Below are 22548 nucleotides of genomic sequence, written 5' to 3'. Positions count from 1 at the left end.
CCCGGACCTTCACTTTACCAGGTCCGGGATGCGCTCGAACATGCTGACGGTGAAGTCGCTGAGCAGCCCCATGATCATGCTACCGAAGATCAGGATGGAGATGGCGACGACGATCAGCTTGGGGACGAAGGACAGGGTCTGTTCGTTGATCGAGGTCGCCGCCTGGATCATGCCGATCACCAGGCCCGAGACGAGCACGGGCAGCAGGATCGGCGCGGCGGCGAGCGCCAGCACCCACATGGTCTGGTTGGCCAGCGTCAGGAAATATTGGGCGTCCATGATGCTCGTGTGCTTCCCGGGGAGAGGGTTTCCCTTGGCCTTCGACTTCGCTCAGGCTGAACGGGGTTATGGTCAATATTGGTTAATGAAGGCCTGCCCCTACAGCCGTTCAGGCTGAGCCCTTCGGCTGGCTGGCAAGTCAGCCGCCCAGGATAAACTTCGGTGCATAGCGCCGAAGTCGAAGCCCAAGGGACTCAGGTGGCGAAACTGTTCGCCAGACTGCCCATGGTCAGCGCCCATCCGTCGACCAGTACGAACAGCAGCAGCTTGAACGGTAGCGAGATGATCGAGGGCGAGAGCATCATCATGCCCAACGCCATCAGCACTGTGGCGACGACCAGATCGATGACGATGAAGGGCAGGAAGATCAGGAAGCCGATCTGGAACGCGGTCTTCAATTCCGAGGTGACGAAGGCCGGCAGCAGCACCGCATAGGGAATGTCGTTGGGGCTGGCATAGGGGCCCGACTTCGCCATCTGCGCGAACATCGTCACGTCCTTCACCCGCGTCTGCTTGGCCATGAAGGCGTGGAGCGGCGCGCCAGCGGCCTTGATCATCTCGGTGCCGGGCAGGCGACCCTCGGCATAGGGCTGGATCGCGTTGGCGTTCATCTGGCTGATCGTCGGCGCCATGATGAACAGCGACAGGAACATGGCCAGTCCGATCAGCACCTGATTGGGCGGCGTCTGTTGCAGGCCCAGCGCCTGACGCAGGATGGCGAGCACGATGACGATCCGGGTAAAGCTGGTCATCATCAGGATGATGCCCGGCAGGATCGTCAGGAGGCCCATGATGATCAGGACCTGGAGCGACAGGCTCAGCGAGCCGGTGCTGCCATTGCCGCCACCGCCTAGCTGGCCGATCGCGCGGTCGACCGCGTCGCCGACGCCCGGGGCGGGCGCGGCTGCCGGTGCGGCGGCGGGAGCGGCCTGCGCAAAGGCCGGCATCGCGATGATGAAGGCGAGCAGCAGGGCGAGGAGGATCCAGAGCGGCTTCAGGCTGCGCTTCGGCGCGGCGTCCTGACGCGGGCGGATCAGCGCGGGGCCGGTGCCCCGGCGGGTGACGGAGATGCTCACAGGTCGGTCTGCGTCGGCTTGGGCGCGAAGCGCGAGACGAAATCGGTACGACGCGGCGGCACCGGGGGGGGCGGCGCGGCGGGGGCGGGCGTGCCGCCCTTGCCCTCGACCTTGTCGACCAGCTGCACGCCGCCACGCCCGACCGAGACGAGCAGGTTGCGCCCCTCGAACTCGATGACCGCCAGGCGCAGGCCGGGCGAGATCATCATCGTCTCGCGCACATGGATCAGCCGGGTGGCGGGGCGGCCCGGCATCCGGGTTTCCAGCCGCCGCCAGAGATACAGGCAGCCGATCATCAGGCCGCAGATCAGCGGCAGCAGGATGACGAGCTTGAGGACATAGGACCAGAGCATGGCGTGGATCAGCCGCGCTTGTCGGGATTGACCAGCTCGGTCATGCGCACGCCGAAGCGGTCGCCGACCGTCACCACCTCGCCGCGCCCGATCAGCGTGCCGTTGACCAGCACGTCGAGCAGCTCGTTGGCCTGACGGTCCAGTTCGATCACGCTCGATTCGGACAGCGCCAGCAGCTCGCGCAGCGACAGCTGGGTCGAACCGATCTCGACGGTCAGCTTGACGTCGACATCCTGGAGCAGCCGGAAATTGGCCGCGACCGAAGTGTCGACCGGGAATCCGCCGGCCATGTCGTTCATTCTGCGTGTCCTTCGTGGAAATTCTGCGCCAGACCTTCGGCGGACCGGGCAAGCGAGGTGAGCTGGACGGCGGCGCGGCCATTGGCGGTGCCGACCGTGCCCATGCCGAGCAGATCGCCACCGACCATCACCGGCACTTCGGGGCCGAAGCTGATCGGAATCACGTCGCCGGTCTTCAACTCCATCAGGCGGCTGAGCGAGACGACGGGTTCGGCCAGCACCGAGCGGACCGGAAAGCGCACCGTCATCACCGCGCGGGTCAGGTCGCCGCGCCAGGTGGGATCGGCCTCGGCCTGCTTGTCGACGACCTTGCCGGTCAGCGCCGAGCCATGTGGCTTCAAGGCGGCGACCGGATAGAGGATGTCGAGCATGGTCGGCCGGCGATCCTGCCCGGCGATGCCGAAGCGGGTGACGATCATCGCGTCCTCGCCATCCATCTTGGCAAGCATCGCGGGCGAGCTTTCGGGCGCGCCGGGGTGGAACTCGATCCGCGCCAGCGATTCCCAGGCCTGGCGCATCGGCGTGGCCATCATGTCGCCCAGATGGGCGATCATGGCATCGACGGCGGGCGAGAATTCGGTGGGCAAAGTATCGGGCGCGCGGCCGGCGCCGCCGAAGAACAGGTCGATCAGCGACAGCATGAAGCCGCCCTCGACGACGCACAGCGCCTTGGCATCGGCCTGGATCGCCGGGCCGCCGATCGACGTCATCGTCATCGGCAGCCACGCGCTCAGGCCATCGCCGCGCTCGGCCCGGTAATCGGCAAAGCGCTGGACCACCAAAGGTTCGGCCCAGCAGCGCAGTTCCTCACGAAGAAGCGATTCGAACAGCCCCCGCAACGACCGCGCGAGACGCGCGGACAGATGCTGCATCGTGTGCAGATCGCCGAACGGATTGAGCTTGGTCGTCCCCAATACGCCGTGATCGGCGCTTTGGGGACGAAGACGCTCGCGTTCGTCTATCTGGGCGGTGGCGTTAACCATGCCTCACTGAACAACGAAATTGGTAAAGTAGACGTTAGCGATACCCCCGAATCCTTCTTTTTGCCGCAGAATCTCGTTGATCGAATTCACCAGCTTGCGCTGCAGATCGCGCTTGCCCTCGCTGCTGAACACCTGCTCCTCATTGGCGTCGCCCAGAGTCATCAGGATCGCCGAGCGCACCGCCAGGTCGTTGGTCTTCAGATTGTTGATGACCGTGTCGTCATAGGGGGTCGAAATCGCGAGCCCGACCTGGATGACATGCACCGAGTCGCGCAGGTTCGAGGTGAAGTCCTTGGGCATCTCATAATAGTTGGAGGCATAGCGTTCGCCGCCATCGCCGATGGGGGTGGGCATGCCGACATTCTTCTTGGCCTCGCCGCCCTCTTCGCCGTGACCGCCGCCTTCGCCGCCGCCGCCATGGCCGCCTTCACCCTCACCGCCCTCGCCGGCGCGCTTCTGCTCCGACTTGGGGACCAGCTTGGGGCCGGGATGATTGGCGTCGGCTTCGGCCTCGGCGTCATGCCCCTTGCCATGGCCGCCGCCGATCAACCCCGAATTGGCGGCATAGAGTCCCGCGCCGACGCCCCCGCCCAGCAGGACGAGCACGCCGACCACCATCACCAGGATCTTGCCCAGCTTGCCCTTTTTCTTGGGCGCCTTTTCTTCCTTCTCGTCGCTCATCTCTCAATCCTCACGCAATTCGGGTGGTGGCCATGTCCGGCGAGTCGCCGGCATCGCCGATAGGCACCGCGCCGGCGAAGGCGGGGCGGGCCGGAATGACGGGTTCGGGCTGGCGCTGCGGCGCCTGGCGCTCGCCGCCGCCCGAATGGCCGAGATCGACCGCGGTCTGGCCCAGGCGCATCCCCTTGTCCTCGGCCAGGCGCACGAGGGTCGGCTGCGCATCGGCGAGAAGGGTGGCGGTCTGGGCCTGTTCGGCGGTGAAGTGGATATGCGTCGCCCCGTCCTCACGCCGGATCGCGACCGCGATGCCGCCCAGCGCGTCGGGCGAGAGCTGAATGCGCGAATCGGCGGTGGCGGCGTCTTCACGCATCCGGTCGATGCGATCGATCATGGCCTGGGGCCAATGATGCTGGGTCATGTCGAGCGGCGCCTGATCGGCGCCGGTCGTGGCGGCGACGGGGGTCAGCAAGGGGGTAGCGCCCAGACTCGCGGGATCGATCATCGCGGGACCGGTGGGCTTCGCGCGCTCGCGCAAGGGATCGGCCTCGTCCTGCGGCACGGCGCGCATGACTCTCGCGAACATCTGCATCGCAGGGGCGGTCTGGCCCGGCTGGATGGCGAGGGCGGGGGCCTCGACAGGGAGTGGGGTGGCCGTCTGCGCCGTGGTCGCGGCAAAACGAGCCGGCATTTCGGGACGGGCTGCCATGTTTCCTGCGGATCGCCATAGCGGCGTGCCGGTAAAACGAGCCGGCATTTCAAGACTGGTGGCCATGGGTAGCGGAGGGAGGTCGGCCTGGCGGGGCTGGCCGTTGGCCTCGACCATGTCGGTGAGCGGCGCGATCGTCGGTGCCGAGGCAAAACGTACGCTTGGATCCATGGCACGCGCCTGCGGTGTCGTTCCGATGGGGGCCGGTTGATCGCTAGCGCTTTCGGCCGGGGCCTCGCCATGGCGAGCGGCCAGGACGTTCGCCGCCAGCCTCGATTGGTCGGTGGTCGGGCTGGCCGGCGCGATCGGGTCCGGGCTGACCTGGGCCGACATCTCGCTCCGCGACCGGACAGGTACCTCGCTCTGCGACTGGACGGGCACCTCGACCAGCGGTTGAGCGGTGGTCGGTTGAACGGGGACGGGTGCCGTCCGCATGGTGACGACCTGGCCTTCGTCCATCGGCGGCGCGGCAAGATCGGACACGGGAAGGGCGTCCGGCGCCTCGACCGGTTCCATGCCGGCTGGAAGGCGGATGGCGGCGACCGGTGAGGCCTTGGCCGCCACCGGTGTCGGAGCCTCGGTCGCGGGGGCCGGGCCGGCTAAGCTTGCTGTCGGCGTATCGCCAGTGGCGACCGGGGACAGGGTAGGCATCGCGGCGAGCAGGCTGGCGATCGGGGCGGCGGAAGCGGTGCTGGCGCGAACGGGTGTCGCGGCCTCGGCCGGGGCATCGGCGACCGGCGGCAGTGCGAACGGAAGCGTTGGCGCGATCGGCAAGAGAATGGCGTCGGGCGGCAAGTCCTTGCCGTCCTTCTCGGCCTTGCTGCCGTCCTGCGGGGCGGCGCTGTCGTCCTTGGCCTTGCCATCGCCGACGACGGGCGGTGCGTCCTCGGCCATGCCGGGCATCAGCGCGAAGAGCATCGCAAAGGCCGATGTCATCGCATTGCCGCCGCCGGCCAGGGCCGGCGAACCGGGGGCCGCGGCGGTGCCGGGTGCGATGATCGAAGAGAGCGAAGTGATCATGACAGGTCTGTCAGCAAGGATCGTGCCGATTACGGCGACCGCCGCTGGCCGGCATATCCTCCAGCGCGCGCATCTCGGCACGGATCGCGGCGACGCGCGCGCGGTCGATCAGCTTTTCAACGGCGGTCTGGTCGCGCTTGGCGGCCTTGGTCTGTTCGCCGGCATGGGCGGCGCGCTGTTCGGCGACTTCGACACGGCGCGTGGCGGCATCGGCCGACTCGATCAGCCGGTGGCGGAAATGCGCGCTCGCCATCAGCGACGCGGCCGAGGCCGACGGCGTCGGGGTGGGGGACACCGCCTGGATCAACTGGCCGATGCGGTGGGACAATTGCTGTTCGGTCGCGACGCGCTCTTGCGCGCGCGCCTCCTCCGCCATCGTCAGGTTGAGTTGCAGGGTGCGGACCCGGTGGAGCCGGGTCAGCATCGTCTGTTGCCGGGATGCCATGAATGTCCCCCCCTTTGAGATGAATTAGCCGGCGGGCTGGCCGAACACGCCCACCAGTTCCTCGACCGCATGGTCGAGCGGCACGACCTCGTCGGCGTCCTGCCGGATATACTCCATCACCGCCGGGTGGCAGGCGATGGCGGCGTCGATCGCCGGGTCGGCGCCGGAGCGGTACGCGCCCATCAGCACCAGGTCGCGATTCTCCTCGTACGTCGCCAGATGCCGGCGCAGCGTCCGCGCGGCCTGGGCATGGGGCTTGGCGACGATGTCGGTCATCACGCGGCTGACCGAAGGGCCGATATCGATCGCCGGATAGACGCCGCGCTCGGCCAGATGGCGATTGAGGACGATATGCCCGTCGAGGATCGAACGTGCCGAGTCGACCACAGGGTCGTTGCCGTCGTCGCCATCCGCCAGCACGGTGTAGATGGCGGTGATCGAGCCGGTCCCGTGCGCATCCGCACCCGCCCGCTCGATCAGATTGGGCAGCATCGCGATGGCGGATGGCGGATAGCCGCGTGCCGAGGCCGGCTCACCCAGCGCCAACCCGATCTCGCGACCGGCATGGGCGACGCGGGTCAGCGAATCCATGATCAGTAGGACCTTCTTGCCCTCGGCGCGGAACGCCTCGGCAATGGCGGTGGCACGCAGGGCGCCGCGAATACGCAGCACCGGCGAATGATTGGCGGGCACCGCGACCACGACCGAGCGCGCGCGTGCCTCGCCTGCGACCTTGGTTTCGAGGAAGTCGGCGACTTCGCGGCTGCGCTCGCCGATCAGGCCGATGACGATGACGTCGGCCTTGGCCGCGCGGACCATCATGCCGAGCAGCACCGACTTGCCGACGCCCGATCCCGCCATGATGCCGACACGCTGGCCCTGACCGATGGTCAGCAGGCCATTGATCGCGCGCACCCCCACATCGAGCGGCTCCAGAACACGACCGCGATCGAGCGGCGACTGCATCTTGCCCGCCAGTGGCCAGCGACCGGCACCGCGAATGGGGCCCAGGCCGTCGATCGGCTTGCCCGATCCGTCGACCACGCGGCCGAGCATCGCCGCGCCGACTTCCGCCTCGCCCGGAGGACCGAGCGGGCGCACCGGTGCGCGCGGGAGCAGGGGGGCGGGGCCGCCCAGATTCATCATCAGCGTGCGGCCGTTGCGGAACCCGATCACCTCGGCCTCGACGCGTTCCTCGGCCTTGTCGCCGATCGCACAGACGGTACCGACCGGCAGCGAGAGGCCGACCGCCTCCATCAGCAACCCGTCATAGGAGGCCAGCCGCCCCGCCACGGTGGCGCGCGGCGCGAAATCCGCCTGGGCCAGCGTTTCCAGATAATCGGCCGTGAAACGGTTCAACATTGCGGAACGGGTACCTTGTCGATCGCGGCCGCCAGTTGGTCCAGCCACATGGACGGGCCGTCCTCGACGACGGTCGAGGCGCTTTCCAGGACGAAGCTGCCGCGTTCCAAGGCGGCGTCGCCGACGGGGAAGATGCTCTGCGGCAGACGACCTTCGAGCAATGCGACATCGTCCGGATGAACACGCAGCAGCGCGGCTTCCTGCGCGTCCGCCATCAGGTCGATCGCCGCCTCGATCCGGCCGGCCAGCCGCTCGCCATCGACACCGATTTCGCCGACCAGCTTGGTGACCAGGACCAGCACGGTCTGGCGCAACTGCTCGGCCACGGCCTGGCGGTCGACACGCGAGGAAATGGCCTGGGCGATCGCGTCGATCAACTGGCCGTCGCGGGCCTCGGCTTCGGCGCGGGCCTGGAATTGCTGCGCGGCGACGGCCATCCCCTCGGCATAGCCTTCGGCATGGCCGGCCGCGTGCGCCGCGCCGATCGGATCGTGCATCGTCTCGCCGGGCGCGTCGTTGCACGCGCCGAACGGGTCCCAGCCCTCGGTCGGGTCATGATCGCGATTGGCGGGATGGAAATGGCGCGGCTGACCGGCACCATGTGCGTCCGACGCCGATGCGCCATCGCCCATCGGCGCGCGGGCGCGGAAGGACACGGGACCGCCATCGCCGCTGAGGCCGATGCCCGGCATGCCCGAGGGCGCGAAACCACCCGGCGGCATGAAGGCGCGTTGCAGCGCGGCCGCCGCATCGTGACGCGCGGAGAAACCAGCGACGAAATCAGACATAATCGTCCTCGCCTCCGCCCATCATGATCGTGCCTTCCTTGGCCAAGTTGCGCGCGACGGTGATCATCGCCTTCTGCGCCTCCAGCACCTCGGACAGCTTCATCGGCCCGCGCGACTCGATCTCGTCGCGGATACCGGCCGCCGCACGTGCCGACATGCAGCCCAGGAAGCGTTCGCGCGCCGCCTCGTCCGCGCCCTTGAGCGCGCGGGTGAGGATCTCGCCATCGACGTTGCGGATGAGCGTGCCCAAATTCTTGTCGTCCATGTCGAGCAGATTCTCGAAGATGAACAGCGCTTCCTCGATCTGCTTGGCGACGTCGCGGTCGATCTTGAACAGCTTGGGCATGACCCGCTGTTCGGTCGCCTTGCGCGCGCTCGACAGGATCTTGGCCGCCTCGCGCGAACCGCCCAGCGCCAGACCCTGGCCGCCGCTACCGCCCTCGCTCCAGCGCTGGAGCACCGCGTTCAGCGTCTCGATCGCCTGCGGCGTCACCGGACCCAGCCGGGCGACACGGTGAAGGATATCGGGCTGCATGGCATCGGGCAGCAGTTCCAGGACCTTGCCGGCGACCACGGGGTCGCAATTGGCGATCAGGACCGCGCCGATCTGGGGATGCTCCTTCTCGACGATCTTGGCGATGTCGACCGGATCGAGCCAGCCGAGCATCTCGATCTCGCACTGCGCCTTGGGCGGCATGATACGCGACAGCACACTGCCGGCACGTTCGGGACCGAGCGCGCGGTTCATCAGGCTTTCGACCATCGGCTTGGGCTGGAAGGCGATCGAGGCGCGGGCCCGGGCACAGCCGACGAAATCGTCGAGCACGAAGCCGACATCCTGCTCGCTGACATCGGCGATCGAATACATCGCCTTGCCCAGTTCGCGGACCTCGTCGGGCTCCAGCTTCTGCAGGATGGCCGAGGCTTCCTCCTCGCCGACCAGCATCATCAGCACCGCAGCGCGTTCGACGCCCGAATAGACGCGGCCTCCTTCGGATGCGGTCACCGTCACGACTGCGCCTCCGATCGGATCATGTCACGTATGGCGAGCGCGGCGCGCGCCGGATTGTCGCGGGTGAAGCCACGCACCTTGACGATGCGATCGTCGAAATTGTTCGTCTCTTCGATCTCGTCGAGCGTGACGGCGGGCTGGATCGCGATCTGCTCGGGCAGCGGCTGGCCATCGGCGTCGACGCGAGGAGCCCCACCTTGAGCCGCTGTGGCCGTGCCATCGGCGGCACCCATGGGCAGCGCCTTGGCGGCCTCGGCCTCATCCTTCTTCTTCGTCATCGCCTTGACCAGCGGGCGCACGCCCAGCAGCAGGACGAGGAGCGCGATGACCAGCGCGGTGGCGTTGCGCGCCACGATCGGCAGCCAGCTATTGTCGTACCAGGCGCGCTTGTCCTCGACGCCTGCGTCGGCGAACTTGCGGCTGATCACGGTGACATTGTCGTTGCGCTGCTGATCGAAGCCGACCGCCGACTTCACCAGATCGGAAATCTGGGTGATCTCCATCTGGCTGCGCTTGCCCGTGGCGGGGTCGCGCAGCAGGACGGCAACGGTCAGCCGCTTGATCGAACCCGGCGCGGCGCGGGTCACCGAAACCTGCTTGTTCAGGTCATAGGCACGCTGGAAGGCATCGGACTGCTTTTCCGGGTTCAGGCCCGGACCACCCGCGACCGGCTTGCCATCGGCGGGCGGTGCCCCATTCGCGCCATTGGCGGCCTGCGGTTGTTGCAGGGTGCTGGCGGGCGGCGGCGTGTTGGACAGGGCGCCCGGAATGCCACCCGGCGGGGTCGGATCCTTCTGATTGCCGGTCCAGTTGCCGGTTTCGGCGCGCAGCGCACCGTCCTTGTCATAGCGTTCGCTGGTCGCGCTGGTTTCGTCGAGATTGACATCCGCCTGCACCTCGGCGGTGAAATTGCCCGCGCCGACCAGCGGGGTCAGCAGCTGGATCAGCTGGGTACGGTATTTCTCTTCCAGGCGGCGCTGGAAATCGATGCGGCGATCGTCACCGCTCGCGCCGTCCGCGCCCTTCTTGGAGAGAAGGCCGCCCATCTGGTCGACGACGGTGACGTCCTCGGGCTTCATCCCTGGCACCGACGAGGCGACGAGATTGATGATCGACTGGACCTGCGCCTCGGACAGCGCGCGCCCGGCATTGAGCTTGAGCACCACCGACGCCGACGGCGACGCCTTGTCGCGGACGAAGACCGACGCCTCGGGCATGGCGAGATGCACGCGCGCCTCGGCGACCGCATCGATCTCCTCGATCGAGCGGGCCAGTTCGCTCTCGCGCGCCTGGCGAAGGCGTTCGCCCTCGACCGCGCGGCTGACGCCCATCGGCAACTGGTCGAGGATCGCATAGCCACCGGGCGCCTGTTTCGGCAGGCCCTGACCCGCCAGCAGCATCCGCGCCTTCGAGTAATCCTCCTCGTTCACGGTCAGCGCGCCGGTGCCGTCGTTGATCTTGCTCTTGATGTTCGCGGCCGACAGCGCGGTGGTCACCGCCTGCTTGTCCGCGTCCGAGAGATTTTCGAACAGCGTCTTCTGCGGCGGGCTCGACAGCGCCATCCAGGCGAGTGCGGCGGCGGCGACCAGACCGATCAGCAGCGCCATCGGCGCCGAGCGGCGGACGGCGGGCTGCGCCATCACCGATTTGATCTGGCGAAGCGGGTTGGCGAATTTTTCCGGCAAAGGCGGCAGCGCGGTTGCGGAATTGGTCGATGCGGGGGTGAGGGCAGTGCTCATCTTACACCGGCATGCTCATGATGTCCTTATAGGCGGACAGGAGTTTGTTACGGACTTGCAGCGTCGCCTCGAACCCGACCGAGGCCTGCTGGCGGGCCATCATCACCTTGGCGATGTCGACGGTTTCGCCGCGTTCGTAGGATTCGGACAGGCGGGCGGCCTGCTGCTGGCCTTCGTTCACGCCCTTCAGCGCGGATTCCAGCGTATCGGCAAAGCTGGTCGGCGGGGCGACCGGCTGAGTCTGGGCGGCCTGTGCCGCTTGGTTGGCACCGGCCTGGCTTGCCGCCTTGAGCGCTTGATTGCGTTCCAGGATCTGCGCCCGAAGCGCCATCACCCGGTCGACGCTCATCGCGCCGCCGACACCGCCGACGCTCATGCCATCATGGCCCGGCTAGACGGGCGGATGATCTCCTCGCCCTGCTCGCGCGCCTTGGCGAGGCGGTAGCGCAGCGTGCGCTCCGAGATGCCGAGGCGCTTGGCCGTTTCCAAACGATTGCCGCCGCAGGCAGCCAGCATCTCGCGGATTGCGGCGAACTCGCTCATCTGCACGACCTTGCCCAGCGTGGCTTCCGCGGTCGTCACGGTCAGCGGGGTCTCGTCGGTGTCGTTGGCAACCATCGGGCGGTCGAACACGATATGCTCGGGCTCGATCGTCGCCCCGCCGGCGAACAGGAGGGCGCGCTGGATGACGTTTTCCAGCTCGCGGACATTGCCGGGCCAGTTGTGCATCGCCAGCTTCTCGATCGCGGCGACGCTGGGCCAGGGCATGACGGCGCGGCTGGCGGCGTGGCGCAAGATCATCGTCGCGGCGAGCGCGGGAATGTCCATGCGACGCTCGTTCAGCGACTTGGTCGTCAGCGGGAAGACCGACAGGCGATAGTACAAGTCGGCGCGGAACCGGCCGGCGGCCACTTCGGCCTGCAGGTCACGGTTGGCGCAGGCGATGACGCGGACGTCGACGGACTGCGGCATCGACGCGCCGAGCGGGATCACCTCGCGCTCCTGCAGCACGCGCAGCAGCTTGGCCTGGAGCTGGAGCGGCATCTCGGCGATCTCGTCGAGCAGCAGCGTGCCGCCATCGGCCGCACGGAAGAAACCTTCGCCCGCCTGTGCCGCGCCGGTGAACGCACCCTTCTGGTGACCGAAGAGCAGCGCTTCGAGCATCGATTCCGGCAAAGCGGCACAGTTGATCGCGACGAAGGGCTTGCCGGCACGGGGCGACTGGGCATGGATGGCGCGGGCCACCACTTCCTTGCCGGTGCCGGTGGGGCCGTTGATCAGGACGGTGATGTCGGCCTGCGCCACCCGCTCGGCCAAGGTGAAGAGGGCCAGGCTCTCCGGGTCGGCGGCGGTCGGCATCTCCGGCCCGGCGACGAGCGCGCGGACGAAGCTGTTGCCGACGCCGGCTTCGCTCGCCGGATAGGTCACCATGGCGGGGCGGCCGCCCTGTGCCGGGGTGAGGGCGGGGACGGGGCCGTCATTGACGATGACGGTGCGTGCCGGATGCGCGATCGCATCGCCCTCGGTCACCAGGGCGGTATCGCCCGGCAAGAAAGCGGCACCGGGTTCGGCAATCGCCAGGCCCTGCGCACGCAGCGCGGAGATCAGCGCGTATTTCTGCTTAACCAGCGCAGCGGAGGGGTGAATCGACGACATCAGGCATCAGTCCTTTCGTGACTCGCTAATGCCCTCTCCTTGGTAAAGCCGTGGTTAATCCCCGCCGCTTGCCGGCAAGTTTTTTCCGGGCGCGACGCGCGCCCGTATGTGTGCTCGCGACGCGCCACCGCGCGCGCGACGGGGCCGGCAAAACCGGCAAGGCGACCGGCAAAAATTTGCATGGGACCGGCTAAAGCCTGCCGGAAAGCGGCCGTTACTCCACTTGGCGGCTCGGTGGTCCAGAGGGGACACAGACGGATCGCCGAGCAGATATGGAGACAAGACATGACCGTTATTGCCAGCAATGTCAGTGCTTTGCGTGCAACTTCCGCATCGACCTCGGCGCAGAATGCGCTCAGCGTCTCGATGCAGCGCCTGTCGACCGGCAGCCGCATCAACTCGGCGAAGGACGATGCCGCCGGTCTGGCGATCAGCAACTCGATGACCGCGCAGATCAAGGGCATGGCGCAGGGCATCCGCAACTCGAACGACGGCATTTCGATGGCGCAGACGGCGGAAGGCGCGCTGAACGAAGTGAGCAACATGCTGCAGCGCATGCGTGAGCTGAAGGTTCAGTCCTCGAACGGCACCTATTCGAACGACGACAAGGCGAACATCACCAACGAGCAGACCTCGCTGGCCGCGCAGATCAAGTCGGTGGTTCAGAACACCAAGTTCAACGGCAAGACGTTGTTCGACGCGACGGCCGCCACCGCAGCGGTGAAGATCCAGACCGGCGCGACCACCGCCGACTCGGTCGACATCAACCTGCGCGACCTGACCGCGACCTATGCCGCCGGCACGGGTGGCGCGGCCGACACCGGCTCGCAGCTGAGCGCTGTCGTCGACTTCGACGCCGCCGCCACGACCCCGCTGAAGTCGGACACGCTGGCGAACTATGACAACGCCATCGCCGACGTGTCGAAGATCCGGGCTGGCCTGGGCGCGGTGCAGAACCGGCTCCAGTCGGCGGTCAACAGCGCGACCTCGAACATGATCAACCTGACCGAAGCGCGCAGCCGCATCCAGGACACCGACTTCTCGGAAGAAACCACCGCGCTCGCCAAGGCGCAGATCCTGAGCCAGGCGTCGACCGCGATGCTGAGCCAGGCCAACCAGTCGCAGCAGGGCGTGCTGAAGCTCCTCGGCTAATCGCCCTGGGCGAATGCCGACCGCGGTTATCCCCTCGGTCGCGGAAGGTGGACCCCCCGGTACCTTATAATAGGGTGCCGGGGGGCTCCGCCCGAAAAAATGCGCCCATTTCACTTTTTCTCTAAAGCACGGTTCCAAGCGGTCGTTACCCGTCTTGGCAGCTCGACCTTCGCCTTGGGGGCGGCGGAGAGCTCCGGCTTTGGAGAACGACCATGACGGTTATCGCCAGTAATATTTCGGCGTTACGCGCATCGAGCGCCAACGGCGCCGCGACGGAAGCGCTGAACGTGTCGATGCAGCGCCTGTCCACCGGCAAGCGAATCAATTCCGCAAAGGACGATGCCGCCGGCCTCGCCATCGCCGCCTCGATGACCTCGCAGGTGCGCGGCATGAACCAGGCCATCCGCAATTCGAACGACGGCATCTCGATGGCGCAGACCGCCGAAGGCGCGCTGGACGAGGTGAGCAACATGCTCCAGCGGATGCGCGAACTGGCGGTGCAGAAGGCCAACGGCATCTATTCCACCAATGACAAGGCGAACATCACCGCCGAGCAGAATGCGCTGGCGTCGCAGGTGTCGAATATTCTGTTCAATACCCAGTTCAATGGCCAGAAGCTGCTCGACGGTTCGGCAGGTGCGTCCGGGGTCGTGGCCATCCAGGCTGGCGCGAACACCAGCGATGCCATCAACATGACCTTCAGCAACCTCACCATCGACGCTGACATCACTGGGGCCATCGATGTCGTCGATCCGGCCACCGGACCCAGCACCATCGCCGCCGCTGCGACGCTGGAGAAGTTCGACTCCGCCATCGGTAAGGTCGCCAACATCCGCGCAGGGCTAGGCGCCACGCAGAACCGGCTTCAGTCGGCGGTCAACAACCTGACTTCGAACGTCACCAACCTGACCGACGCGCGCAGCCGCATCGAGGACACCGATTTCTCGGCCGAAACCACCGCGCTCGCCAAGGCTCAGATTCTGAGCCAGGCGTCGACCGCGATGCTGAGCCAGGCCAACCAGTCGCAGCAGGGCGTGCTCAAGCTGCTCGGTCAGTAACAACCGGTTCCTGAGCGCCCCGGCACCGCGCCCCCACTCGGGTGGCGGGGCCGACCGGCCACGAGTCTCTCGCAGGTCGGTTCGCAGGACAAACCCCGGCGGCAGTCATGCCGCCGGGGTTTACTTGCAATTGGGAAAGCCGCACCTCAATCGGCGCGCAGCACGATCGCCGGCGATGTCCGCCCCGCTCGCCAGGCGGGATAAAGGCTGGCCAAGATGGCGCCGGCCATCACGCTGAAGGCGATGACGGCCAGCTCGCGCGCCGAAATGCCGATCGGCAAAGACAGAAACACGTCCCATTCCGCCTGCCGCGCCGGCGACAGATGACGCACGCCCGCGACGATCGCGCCGCGCTGCGTCAGCAGGGCGGCGGCAAGCGTCAGGCCGATCCCTGCCCCGATCAGCGCGATGATGCTGCCTACGGTGGCAAAGATCCGCATGATGCTGGCGGCCGATACCCCCATGGTGCGCAGGATGGCGATCTCGCGCCGCTTGGCCCGCGCGAGCAAGGTCATCGACGACAGGATGTTGAACAGCGCGACCAGTGTCACCAGCCCGACCGCGATCGTCATCCCGATCTTTTCGGTGACGAGCGCCGCCAGCAGCGCCCGATTCGCCTGCCGCCAACTGGTGATCGGATAGCCGGGGCCAAGTCGCCGCTGGATGGCTGCCCTCACCGCCGCTTCCCGGTCGGCGCCGGTCAGCACCACGGCGACGCGGCGGGTCACCACCGCATCGTCCTTCAGGACAGGCAGCGAGTCGAGCGGAGCGAACAGCGTCACCTGCTCGCCGCCCTGATCGTCATCGGGATAGAAGGCCGCGATCCGCGCCGGGGTCAGATCGAGCGACAGGGTGCGCTCGGGGCCGACATTCACCCGGCCGATCGCGACCGGATCGCCCGGGAACAGCCCTAGTTGCAGCGCGGCATTCTGACCGATTGCCACGGCACCCGCCGGGTCGGGGCTATGCGCTAGCGCCGAGCGCATCGTCGGCACGAGTCTATAGAGTGTGCGCGGGTCGCGGCCCTGTACTTTCACAGGCGTGATACGGCCGTCGATCGACAGCCCGGCGGTGACCTCGCGAATCGGCTCGGTACGCGCGACGCCGGGCAGGCGGGCGATCATCGCGGCGACCTGCCCCATGGTTCGCCTGGCGTCGGGTGGCACCCCAATGCTGAGATGCCCGTCGACGGGCGCGACGCTGTCGGCCAATTTGGTCTGCGCGCCGTTCATGACCGCGATGACCAGAACCAGCGCGGCGACACCGATCATCACACCGGTACAGCCGATCGCGGCAACGAGCAGGACGAGCCGCCCGCCGGCCCCTGGCCAGAGATAGCGCGCGATCAGATGGCGTTCATGGCGCGCAAGCACCGTCTTCCCCCAAACATGGGGGAAGTGCTTAGGCGCAGAGGCGCGGCTCGCCTAACCAATTTATGGGGGCGGCCCTTGCCGCCCCCGAAAAGCCGGATCTTAACGCTGTGCGGACAGCGCCTTTTTCAACCGGGCATGCGCCGCGCTCTTGATCTGGCAGACGCGCGCCGCGCCGACGCCCAGCACCTGGCCGATTTCCTCCAGATTGAGTTCCTCGACATAATAAAGCTGGATCACCATCGCCTCGCGCTCGGGCAGCGACGCGATCGCGGCGATCAGCGCGTCGCGCAGGTCGCTTTCGGCGAGTTGCTCGAAGGCGTCGGGGGTGTCGTCGGCGAACCAGGGGAGGTCGTCGGCATAGACGTCGTCGATCGGCTCCATCCGCACGGCCTCGGCCGTCTTATAGTCGGTGCGCAGCTTTTCGGTCGTGACGCCCAGCTTCTCGGCCACCGCCTCGTCGGTCGGGACCTGGCCCGCGACCTGCGACAGCGCGGTCACCGCCTCGTGATACTGGCGGCGGCGGCGCATCGCGCCGCGCGTCGTCGTCGCCTGGCGGCGCAGTTCGTCGATCATCGCGCCGCGCAGACGCGCCTTCAGATAATGGCCGAACTCGACCCCGCGCTCCTCGAACGAGGCGGCGGCCTCGACCAGCGCGACCAGGCCGACCTGGACCAGATCCTCGACCTCGATCAGGCTCGACATCGATCCATGCACATGCCACGCGATCCGGCGGACCAGCGGCAGGTGTTGACGGATGATCGCATCCGCCTCGATCCCGCCACGCCGACGCGGTGCCGGGCGATAGGTGATCGGCTGGTCGGCGACCGTGGGGTTGGCGAGTGCCGGGTCGAAATTGACCGGGTTGATCGCCTGGGCGTTCAGGAACGCGCCGCTCAAGGGGTGCGCGCTCATGCCGCCAGCGCCTGCGGTGCGCCGATCACGGCGACGACCTCGACCGCCTTCTCCTCGGGCACCTCGAAGAAGGACAGGACCGGCGTGTCGGGCAGGCAGGTGCGCAGCAGCTTGCGCATCGCGATCCGCACGCCCGGCTGGACGACCAGCGCGAAGGGCTTGGCCTCGGCGAGCAGCGGCTGCGCGGCATGGGTCAGTGCCTCGGTGATGCGGCGGCCCAGATCGGGCTCGATCACGTGGCGGCGACCGGTATCGGCGCGCATCGCCTGGGCGAGCAGCCCTTCGAGCTGACCGTCCAGCGTCATGACGCGCAGCGGCTCGCGCATGCCACACAGCTTCTGGATGATGAGCGCGCCCAACTGCGGCCGGATCAGCTCGACAATCTCTTCGGCGTCGAGCGTCTTCTGGGCCGCCACGGCGATCGCGCTGGCGATGCGGCGGAACTCCTTCAAGGTGATATTCTCCGAAAGAAGGCCCTTGAGAACCTGGGTCAGGGTGGTGAGCGGCAAAGGATTGGGGCTGAGCGAGGCGGCGAGTTGCGCGGCGCGCTCCTTCAGCCCGTCGAGCAGCGACTGGACCTCGTCGGGGCCGAGCAGCTCGGCGGCGTTCGAGGACAGGATGTGGTTCAGGTGCGTCGCCATGACGGTGCCCGGATCGACGACGAGGTAGCCCATGCCGGTGGCGGCATCGGCGTCGCCCTTCAGGATCCAAGTGGCGGGCAGGCCGAAGGTGGGGTCCTTGACCGGCTTGCCGTTGAGCGTGCCAAAGGCCTGGCCGGTGTCGAGCGCCAGCATTTCGTCGGGCGACACCTGATCCTCGGCGGCGACGACGCCGTTGATGATGATCCGGTAGTTATACGGCCCGAGATTGATGTCGTCGCGGACCCGCGCCTGCGGCACGACGAAGCCGAGATCCTTGGACAACTGTCGGCGGACACCGGTGATGCGGGCCATCAGCGGCGCACCGCGACGCTCGTCGACCAGCGGCACCAGGCCGTAACCGATGTCGATATGCACCTGCATCCCGTCGATCACCTCGTCCCAACCGATGCGCGAGGGATCGACCGGCTCGGCGGCGGGGGGCGGGGGGACGGGGACCGGCCGCTTCTCGATCTGGCGCAGTTTCCACGCGGTGAACCCGGCAATGGCGGCGGCGGGCAGCAGGATCATGTGCGGCATGCCCGGCAGCATGCCCAGCAGGCCCAGGATGACCGCGACCGGCAGCCAGGTCTTGGACGCGCCGAACTGTGAGCCGATCTGGCCGGCCAGGTCCTTGTCGGACGAGACGCGGGTGACGATGGCGGCGGCAGCGATCGACAGCATCAGCGAAGGAAGCTGCGCGACCAGCGCGTCACCGATCGCGAGCAGGATATAGGTCTTGGCCGCGTCGGCCACGCCCATGCCATGGCTGACCGGACCCAGGATCAGGCCGCCGATGATATTGGCCGCCAGGATCAGCATCGCGGCGACCGCGTCGCCCTTCACGAACTTGGACGAGCCGTCCATCGAGCCGTAGAAATCGGCCTCGGTGGACACCTCGACGCGGCGCGCCTTGGCCTGGTCGGGGGTGATCAGGCCGGCGTTCAGATCGGCGTCGATCGCCATCTGCTTGCCGGGCAAGGCGTCCAGGGTGAAGCGCGCCGACACTTCGGACACGCGCCCTGCGCCCTTGGTCACGACGATCAGGTTGATGATCATCAGGATCGCGAAGACGAAGAGGCCGACGACATAGTCGCCGCCGATCAGGAAGGTGCCGAACGCCTCGATGACGTGGCCCGCCGCGCTCTCGCCCTCATGGCCATGGACCAGCACGATGCGGGTCGAGGCGACGTTGAGGCCTAGGCGGAACAGGGTCGCGAACAGGAGGACGGTCGGGAAGGCCGAGAAGTCGAGCGGCTTTTCGGCGTTCAGTGCGACCATCAGCACCGCGAGGCTGATCGCGATATTGGCGACGAAGAAGATGTCGAGCAGCGCCGGCGGGATCGGCACGACCATGACGAGCACCAGCAGCAGGATCGCGGCGGGCAGGGCCATGGTGCGGCCATTGGCGAAAAGCTTGCCCATCGCTTAGCCCCCCATGCTCGCCAGCATCATGTACGCCAGCCGGGCGTGGTCGGGCTTGGGCCGCAACAGGCTGTCGCCCGTGGCATTGGCGGTCGCAGCCCCGCGCAGGCCCAACTGGTTCATCGTGCTGGTCGCCCAGGCGAGCGCGTCGCTGGCGCTTTCATTATTGCCGGTGACGACGGTCGCGTCGCCCTGACCCTGCAGCGCCAGCGCCTGGGCAGCGAACTGCATGTTGGCGGCGCGGGTCGCGTCGCTGTCCGCCGAGCTGCCGGCCAGCTTGTTGGCGAACCGGTCATAGATGTCGGCGACGGTGCGCGGCTGGCCGTTCGCGGCATAGAAGACCGAGCGGTTGGCGCGCGCGGCGGCGGGGAACAGCGCGGCACCCGTCGTCTGCGGGCTGGAGGCCAGCTTGGACAGGAACTTGGTCGCGCCGCCCAGGCCCAGGAAATGCGCCATATACAGGTCGGTGCCGTTCGTTTCGCGGCCCAGCGTCGATTCCAGCGCGGCCTTGTTGTCGGAGGCATGTTCGGCGGCCATTAGCGAGGCGGCGGTGGGGTCGTTGCGCAGCCCCATCACCGCGGCCCGCGCGCCGCCGCTGACATAATAGCGCCCGCCCGACTGGCCGATCGCATCGGCGGCCCAGCCCATCCCATGTTCGGCGCCATGCTTCTTGAGCACGGCGAGCCAGCTCTGCTCGACGAACTGATAGAGCCCCGAGGCGGAGGAGGTGCCGGCGCGCGCATTGGCGTTCAGCCCGGACTCGAGCTTGGCCTGGCCCAGCAGATAGCCGAAATCGACCCCCGTGCGGCTGGAGGCCAGCGCGATCGCCGACTGGATCCGGGATTGAGAGACGGGTTGGACGGTCATGCTGTTTGGTAAATGCCCTTGTTCGGGCTTCACTCAGCAAAGGCCGTGCCAGTTTTTGCGTCGGTCCAGGGGCGGAATCAAAAAGGCCCGGAAAACCGTGGGTTTACGGTGTTCGGGGCCTTGGTCGGCAAGGGTAGAGGGGCAGAGAGATCGTGGGTTTCGGCAAAACGGCAAGCGCTTGCCGGCCGGCAACGGCAAATAGGACGATCAGGCGTAGGCGCGCATCATCGGGCGATAGCCGCCCCCGGCATCGCCGGTCAGCGTCTGCAGCTTGCGCCGCACATTGGCCGCCATCAGGTTCACATAGATGCGGCAGGTCTCGTTCAGGCGATTGGCCTCGTCGGCGAGCTCGCGCAGGTCGGGACCGGCCGGACCGGTGCCGAGCGAGGCGACATCCTCGATCGCGGCCAGCTTTTCGGTGGTAGCGCGTTCCAGCGCGACGACGTCGTTCGACTTCAGGGCCGCGATTTCACGATGAAGGGCCTCGATGACCCGGATCAGAGCGTCACGCCGCGTCATTTACCATTCCAGTCGAGCTTCAACGCGATCATCTGGTCGGCGATGGTCGCCGGCAGGATCGGGAAATTGCCGTTGGCGATCGCCTTCTTAATCTCGGCGATCCGGTCCATATCGACCGGCGGTTCGGCGGCCAGCGTGCGGGCTAGATTGCCCACCCCGCTCGTCTCGCCCATCGCCTTGGCGGGCGTTGCGGCGGTCTGCGCTTCCGCGGCGAGCGCGCCGGGACGCGACACGCCGGCGATCCGCGCGACCCTCGTTTCCCCGGCACTGAGCCTTGTTACATCGACCATGTCCGCACCCGTTGGTTTCGCTGACATGGGGTATAACGGCCCCGGGCCGGGAATCTTTAGCGGGAATTTACGGACCCCCGCGCATTTCTGCCAATCATTCCGACCAGCCGGGCAGGGTGGCGCGGCCGCTGGCCAGCGCGACCGCCTGGATCGGTTGGCGCGCGGCGTCGATGCGCACCGGGAAATGGCCGCCGGGCGCGGCATCGGCCATCGCAACCCCTTCGCGGGTAATGGAAAATCCGTCCGAGCCGGCCTCGATCACGACGGGGTCTCCGCGCCGGATGACGGGTTCGGCCTTCACCGCGATGGCGGGCATGGCGCGCGGCGCGGCGGCGGGGCGGGGCGCGCTGAGCACCGGCACGAAGATCCGCCATTGGGGGCCTGCGCAATTAACCACGACGGCATCATGCGCCTCGGTCCGCCAGGACAGCGATACGGTGGCGCACTGCGCGAGCTTCAGCCGGGTGTCGACCGGCGCCCGCGCCCCGCCCTCTACCCCGATCGGTCGGCCGGTAAAGGTGGCGACGGCGGCGTCGAGCGCGCCGATATCCTGGAAATTGGCGGCACCCGCCAGCAACAGGGAGAGGATCATTGGTGTCTCCGTGATGGTTCGCCGGCAAAGACCAAGGTGACCATCGCGATGCGCTGGCCGGGCTTTGCGGCGGTGGAAAGGATCAGGCGGTCGACGGCGGCCGGACCGATCAGCGCGGCGGCGGCGCGCGCACGATCGGCGGCGAGGACCACCGCGCTATGGGTGACGGGATCGACATCGGCGGCACTGCCATCGGTGGCGCCGACGACCGACAGCCGGACGCGCGGATCGGCCAGCGCCTCATGCGCCCAGGGGACGAAGAGCACGTCGGGGTCGACCGGTGTCGCCGAGCCGGGCGCGAAGCGCAGCGCGGCGGCCGCCACCGGCATGGCGGGTGGTGGTTCGGGCGGCAGGCGCATCGCCTGGTCGACCAAGGACTTGCTCGACCCGAATTGCGCGCGCAAGCCGTTGAGCAGCGCCGGCCGGCGCTCCGTCCCCGTCGCCTGAACGAGAACCAGGAAGCCGACCAGCAGCAAGGCGAGGTCGGCCAGGGTGACGAGCCAGATGGGCCGCGCGGGCGCGGCTTCGGGAAAGACGGGATCGGTCATGCCACGCTCACCAGATTGGGGCCGCCGCCGGGCTTGCCGGGGGTGAGGGGCGTGCGCCCCGGACGCGGTGCCTCGCGCGCGGCGAGCAAGGCCAGCGGGGCGACGAGGCGGGTGCGCTCGAACGCCTCGATCCGGGCGGCACGGCGCAGACGGATGGCGATGGGCTGTGCGACCAGATTGGCGAACAGCGCGCCATAGAGCGTGGCGAGCAGCGCGATCGCCATCGCGCCGCCGATCCGCTGAGGGTCGTTCATCGTCGCGAACATGGCCGCCAGACCGATCAGCGTGCCGACCATGCCCATGGCGGGGGCGGCTTCGGCCGCACCGGCCCAGATATCGGCGATCGCGACATGTCGTTCGACCCGACCCTGACGCGCCATGGCGAGCCGGTTCGTGACGGATTCGGCACCTTCGCCATCGACGATCGCGGCGATCGCCTCGGCCAGGTCGGGATCGGTAATGACCGATCGGTCGAGCGTCAGCACGCCGTGGCGTTTGGCGACGCGCGACAGATGCGCGATCTGCTCGACCAGCGGATCGGCCGAGAAGGGCCGGCGGATCAGCACCGTCAAAGCCCGTACCGCTCGCCGCGCATCCCCCCAGGGCGTGCGCAGCAAGGTGGCGATCAAGGTCCCGCCCAGCACGATGGCAAGCGCGGCCGGATCAAGGAACTGGTGAAGCGGTGGCAAAGCGATCATGCGCGTCTCCCTGCAAGGGGCGGGCCAAATGATCTTAGGCGGCCAAGCCGACGGTCGGCTCAGATGGATTCCTCCCC

General features: G+C 67.7%; 25 protein-coding genes. 2 read left to right on the top strand and 23 right to left on the bottom strand.

Going from position 1 to position 22548, the window contains the following annotated elements; all coding sequences use genetic code 11:
• Positions 1-9: 9 nt before the first annotated feature.
• From fliQ to SP6_RS08450, 14 genes are all read right to left on the bottom strand, one after another.
• Complete coding sequence (gene fliQ / locus SP6_RS08515; protein ID WP_007406163.1) at positions 10-279, bottom strand: flagellar biosynthesis protein FliQ; 270 nt, start codon at positions 277-279, stop codon at positions 10-12.
• 194 nt (positions 280-473) lie between these two features.
• Complete coding sequence (fliP, locus tag SP6_RS08510; protein WP_007406160.1) at positions 474-1355, bottom strand: flagellar type III secretion system pore protein FliP; 882 nt, start codon at positions 1353-1355, stop codon at positions 474-476.
• Positions 1352-1708 (bottom strand): flagellar biosynthetic protein FliO, encoded by a 357-nt coding sequence (locus SP6_RS08505; protein ID WP_007406193.1) that lies wholly within the window; start codon positions 1706-1708, stop codon positions 1352-1354. The genes fliP and SP6_RS08505 overlap by 4 nt, the downstream gene beginning before the upstream one ends.
• Before the next feature lie 8 nt (positions 1709-1716).
• Positions 1717-2007, bottom strand: a complete 291-nt coding sequence (gene fliN, locus SP6_RS08500) for a flagellar motor switch protein FliN (protein ID WP_007406148.1) — start codon at positions 2005-2007, stop codon at positions 1717-1719.
• On the bottom strand, positions 2004-2990 hold the full coding sequence (locus SP6_RS08495; RefSeq protein WP_007406206.1) for a flagellar motor switch protein FliM: 987 nt from the start codon (positions 2988-2990) through the stop codon (positions 2004-2006). The genes fliN and SP6_RS08495 overlap by 4 nt, the downstream gene beginning before the upstream one ends.
• A 3-nt stretch (positions 2991-2993) precedes the next feature.
• Positions 2994-3671: a flagellar basal body-associated FliL family protein gene (locus SP6_RS08490; RefSeq protein WP_007406214.1), complete on the bottom strand. Its 678-nt coding sequence runs from the start codon at positions 3669-3671 to the stop codon at positions 2994-2996.
• Between the two features lie 10 nt (positions 3672-3681).
• Positions 3682-5397, bottom strand: coding sequence for a flagellar hook-length control protein FliK (locus SP6_RS08485; protein ID WP_007406174.1), 1716 nt, complete (start codon positions 5395-5397; stop codon positions 3682-3684).
• 10 nt (positions 5398-5407) lie between these two features.
• Positions 5408-5842 (bottom strand): hypothetical protein, encoded by a 435-nt coding sequence (locus SP6_RS08480; RefSeq protein ID WP_037569446.1) that lies wholly within the window; start codon positions 5840-5842, stop codon positions 5408-5410.
• A 24-nt stretch (positions 5843-5866) separates the two neighbouring features.
• Positions 5867-7204 carry a FliI/YscN family ATPase gene (locus SP6_RS08475; RefSeq protein WP_007406198.1) on the bottom strand — a complete coding sequence of 446 codons (1338 nt, stop codon included), beginning with the start codon at positions 7202-7204 and terminating at the stop codon, positions 5867-5869.
• Entirely contained in the window at positions 7198-7992 is a 795-nt protein-coding gene (locus tag SP6_RS08470; RefSeq protein ID WP_007406204.1) for a FliH/SctL family protein, read from the bottom strand. Before SP6_RS08470 ends, SP6_RS08475 begins: the two co-directional genes overlap by 7 nt.
• On the bottom strand, positions 7985-9004 hold the full coding sequence (gene fliG / locus SP6_RS08465; protein WP_007406190.1) for a flagellar motor switch protein FliG: 1020 nt from the start codon (positions 9002-9004) through the stop codon (positions 7985-7987). The genes SP6_RS08470 and fliG overlap by 8 nt, the downstream gene beginning before the upstream one ends.
• The gene (fliF, locus tag SP6_RS08460) at positions 9001-10743 is read right to left on the bottom strand and encodes a flagellar basal-body MS-ring/collar protein FliF (RefSeq protein ID WP_007406220.1); all 1743 of its coding nucleotides are present in this window, start codon (positions 10741-10743) and stop codon (positions 9001-9003) included. The genes fliG and fliF overlap by 4 nt, the downstream gene beginning before the upstream one ends.
• A gap of 1 nt (position 10744) precedes the next feature.
• The gene (gene fliE, locus SP6_RS08455; protein ID WP_007406156.1) at positions 10745-11119 is read right to left on the bottom strand and encodes a flagellar hook-basal body complex protein FliE; all 375 of its coding nucleotides are present in this window, start codon (positions 11117-11119) and stop codon (positions 10745-10747) included.
• A complete protein-coding gene (locus tag SP6_RS08450) occupies positions 11116-12399 on the bottom strand; it encodes a sigma-54 interaction domain-containing protein (protein ID WP_007406165.1) in 1284 nt (427 codons plus the stop codon). The genes fliE and SP6_RS08450 overlap by 4 nt, the downstream gene beginning before the upstream one ends.
• A 285-nt stretch (positions 12400-12684) precedes the next feature.
• Between SP6_RS08450 and SP6_RS08445 the strand changes: the two genes are divergently transcribed.
• Positions 12685-13551: a flagellin N-terminal helical domain-containing protein gene (locus SP6_RS08445; RefSeq protein WP_007406176.1), complete on the top strand. Its 867-nt coding sequence runs from the start codon at positions 12685-12687 to the stop codon at positions 13549-13551.
• A gap of 212 nt (positions 13552-13763) precedes the next feature.
• Positions 13764-14609, top strand: coding sequence for a flagellin N-terminal helical domain-containing protein (locus SP6_RS08440; RefSeq protein WP_007406184.1), 846 nt, complete (start codon positions 13764-13766; stop codon positions 14607-14609).
• A gap of 146 nt (positions 14610-14755) precedes the next feature.
• Here SP6_RS08440 and SP6_RS08435 read toward each other — a convergent pair whose 3' ends face one another.
• The 9 genes from SP6_RS08435 to SP6_RS08395 form a co-directional block, all read right to left on the bottom strand.
• The gene (locus SP6_RS08435; protein WP_007406183.1) at positions 14756-15982 is read right to left on the bottom strand and encodes an ABC transporter permease; all 1227 of its coding nucleotides are present in this window, start codon (positions 15980-15982) and stop codon (positions 14756-14758) included.
• A gap of 99 nt (positions 15983-16081) precedes the next feature.
• On the bottom strand, positions 16082-16894 hold the full coding sequence (locus SP6_RS08430) for a sigma-70 family RNA polymerase sigma factor (protein WP_037569443.1): 813 nt from the start codon (positions 16892-16894) through the stop codon (positions 16082-16084).
• Positions 16891-18957 carry a flagellar biosynthesis protein FlhA gene (gene flhA / locus SP6_RS08425; RefSeq protein WP_007406215.1) on the bottom strand — a complete coding sequence of 689 codons (2067 nt, stop codon included), beginning with the start codon at positions 18955-18957 and terminating at the stop codon, positions 16891-16893. Before flhA ends, SP6_RS08430 begins: the two co-directional genes overlap by 4 nt.
• Positions 18958-18960: 3 nt before the next feature.
• On the bottom strand, positions 18961-19824 hold the full coding sequence (locus SP6_RS08420) for a hypothetical protein (protein WP_007406202.1): 864 nt from the start codon (positions 19822-19824) through the stop codon (positions 18961-18963).
• Between the two features lie 207 nt (positions 19825-20031).
• Positions 20032-20343: a flagellar protein FlgN gene (locus tag SP6_RS08415; RefSeq protein ID WP_007406219.1), complete on the bottom strand. Its 312-nt coding sequence runs from the start codon at positions 20341-20343 to the stop codon at positions 20032-20034.
• Positions 20340-20633, bottom strand: a complete 294-nt coding sequence (gene flgM / locus SP6_RS20890; RefSeq protein ID WP_050794210.1) for a flagellar biosynthesis anti-sigma factor FlgM — start codon at positions 20631-20633, stop codon at positions 20340-20342. The genes SP6_RS08415 and flgM overlap by 4 nt, the downstream gene beginning before the upstream one ends.
• A gap of 94 nt (positions 20634-20727) precedes the next feature.
• Complete coding sequence (locus tag SP6_RS08405) at positions 20728-21225, bottom strand: flagella basal body P-ring formation protein FlgA (RefSeq protein WP_007406195.1); 498 nt, start codon at positions 21223-21225, stop codon at positions 20728-20730.
• The gene (locus SP6_RS08400) at positions 21222-21773 is read right to left on the bottom strand and encodes a hypothetical protein (protein WP_007406191.1); all 552 of its coding nucleotides are present in this window, start codon (positions 21771-21773) and stop codon (positions 21222-21224) included. Before SP6_RS08400 ends, SP6_RS08405 begins: the two co-directional genes overlap by 4 nt.
• Positions 21770-22471, bottom strand: a complete 702-nt coding sequence (locus SP6_RS08395; RefSeq protein WP_007406173.1) for a motility protein A — start codon at positions 22469-22471, stop codon at positions 21770-21772. Before SP6_RS08395 ends, SP6_RS08400 begins: the two co-directional genes overlap by 4 nt.
• Between the last annotated feature and the right edge of the window lie 77 nt (positions 22472-22548).

Origin of the sequence: Sphingomonas paucimobilis NBRC 13935, from assembly GCF_000739895.2 — a bacterium.
GTDB classification, from domain to species: Bacteria; Pseudomonadota; Alphaproteobacteria; order Sphingomonadales; family Sphingomonadaceae; genus Sphingomonas; species Sphingomonas paucimobilis.
This window is presented reverse-complemented; position numbering and strand designations above follow the sequence as displayed.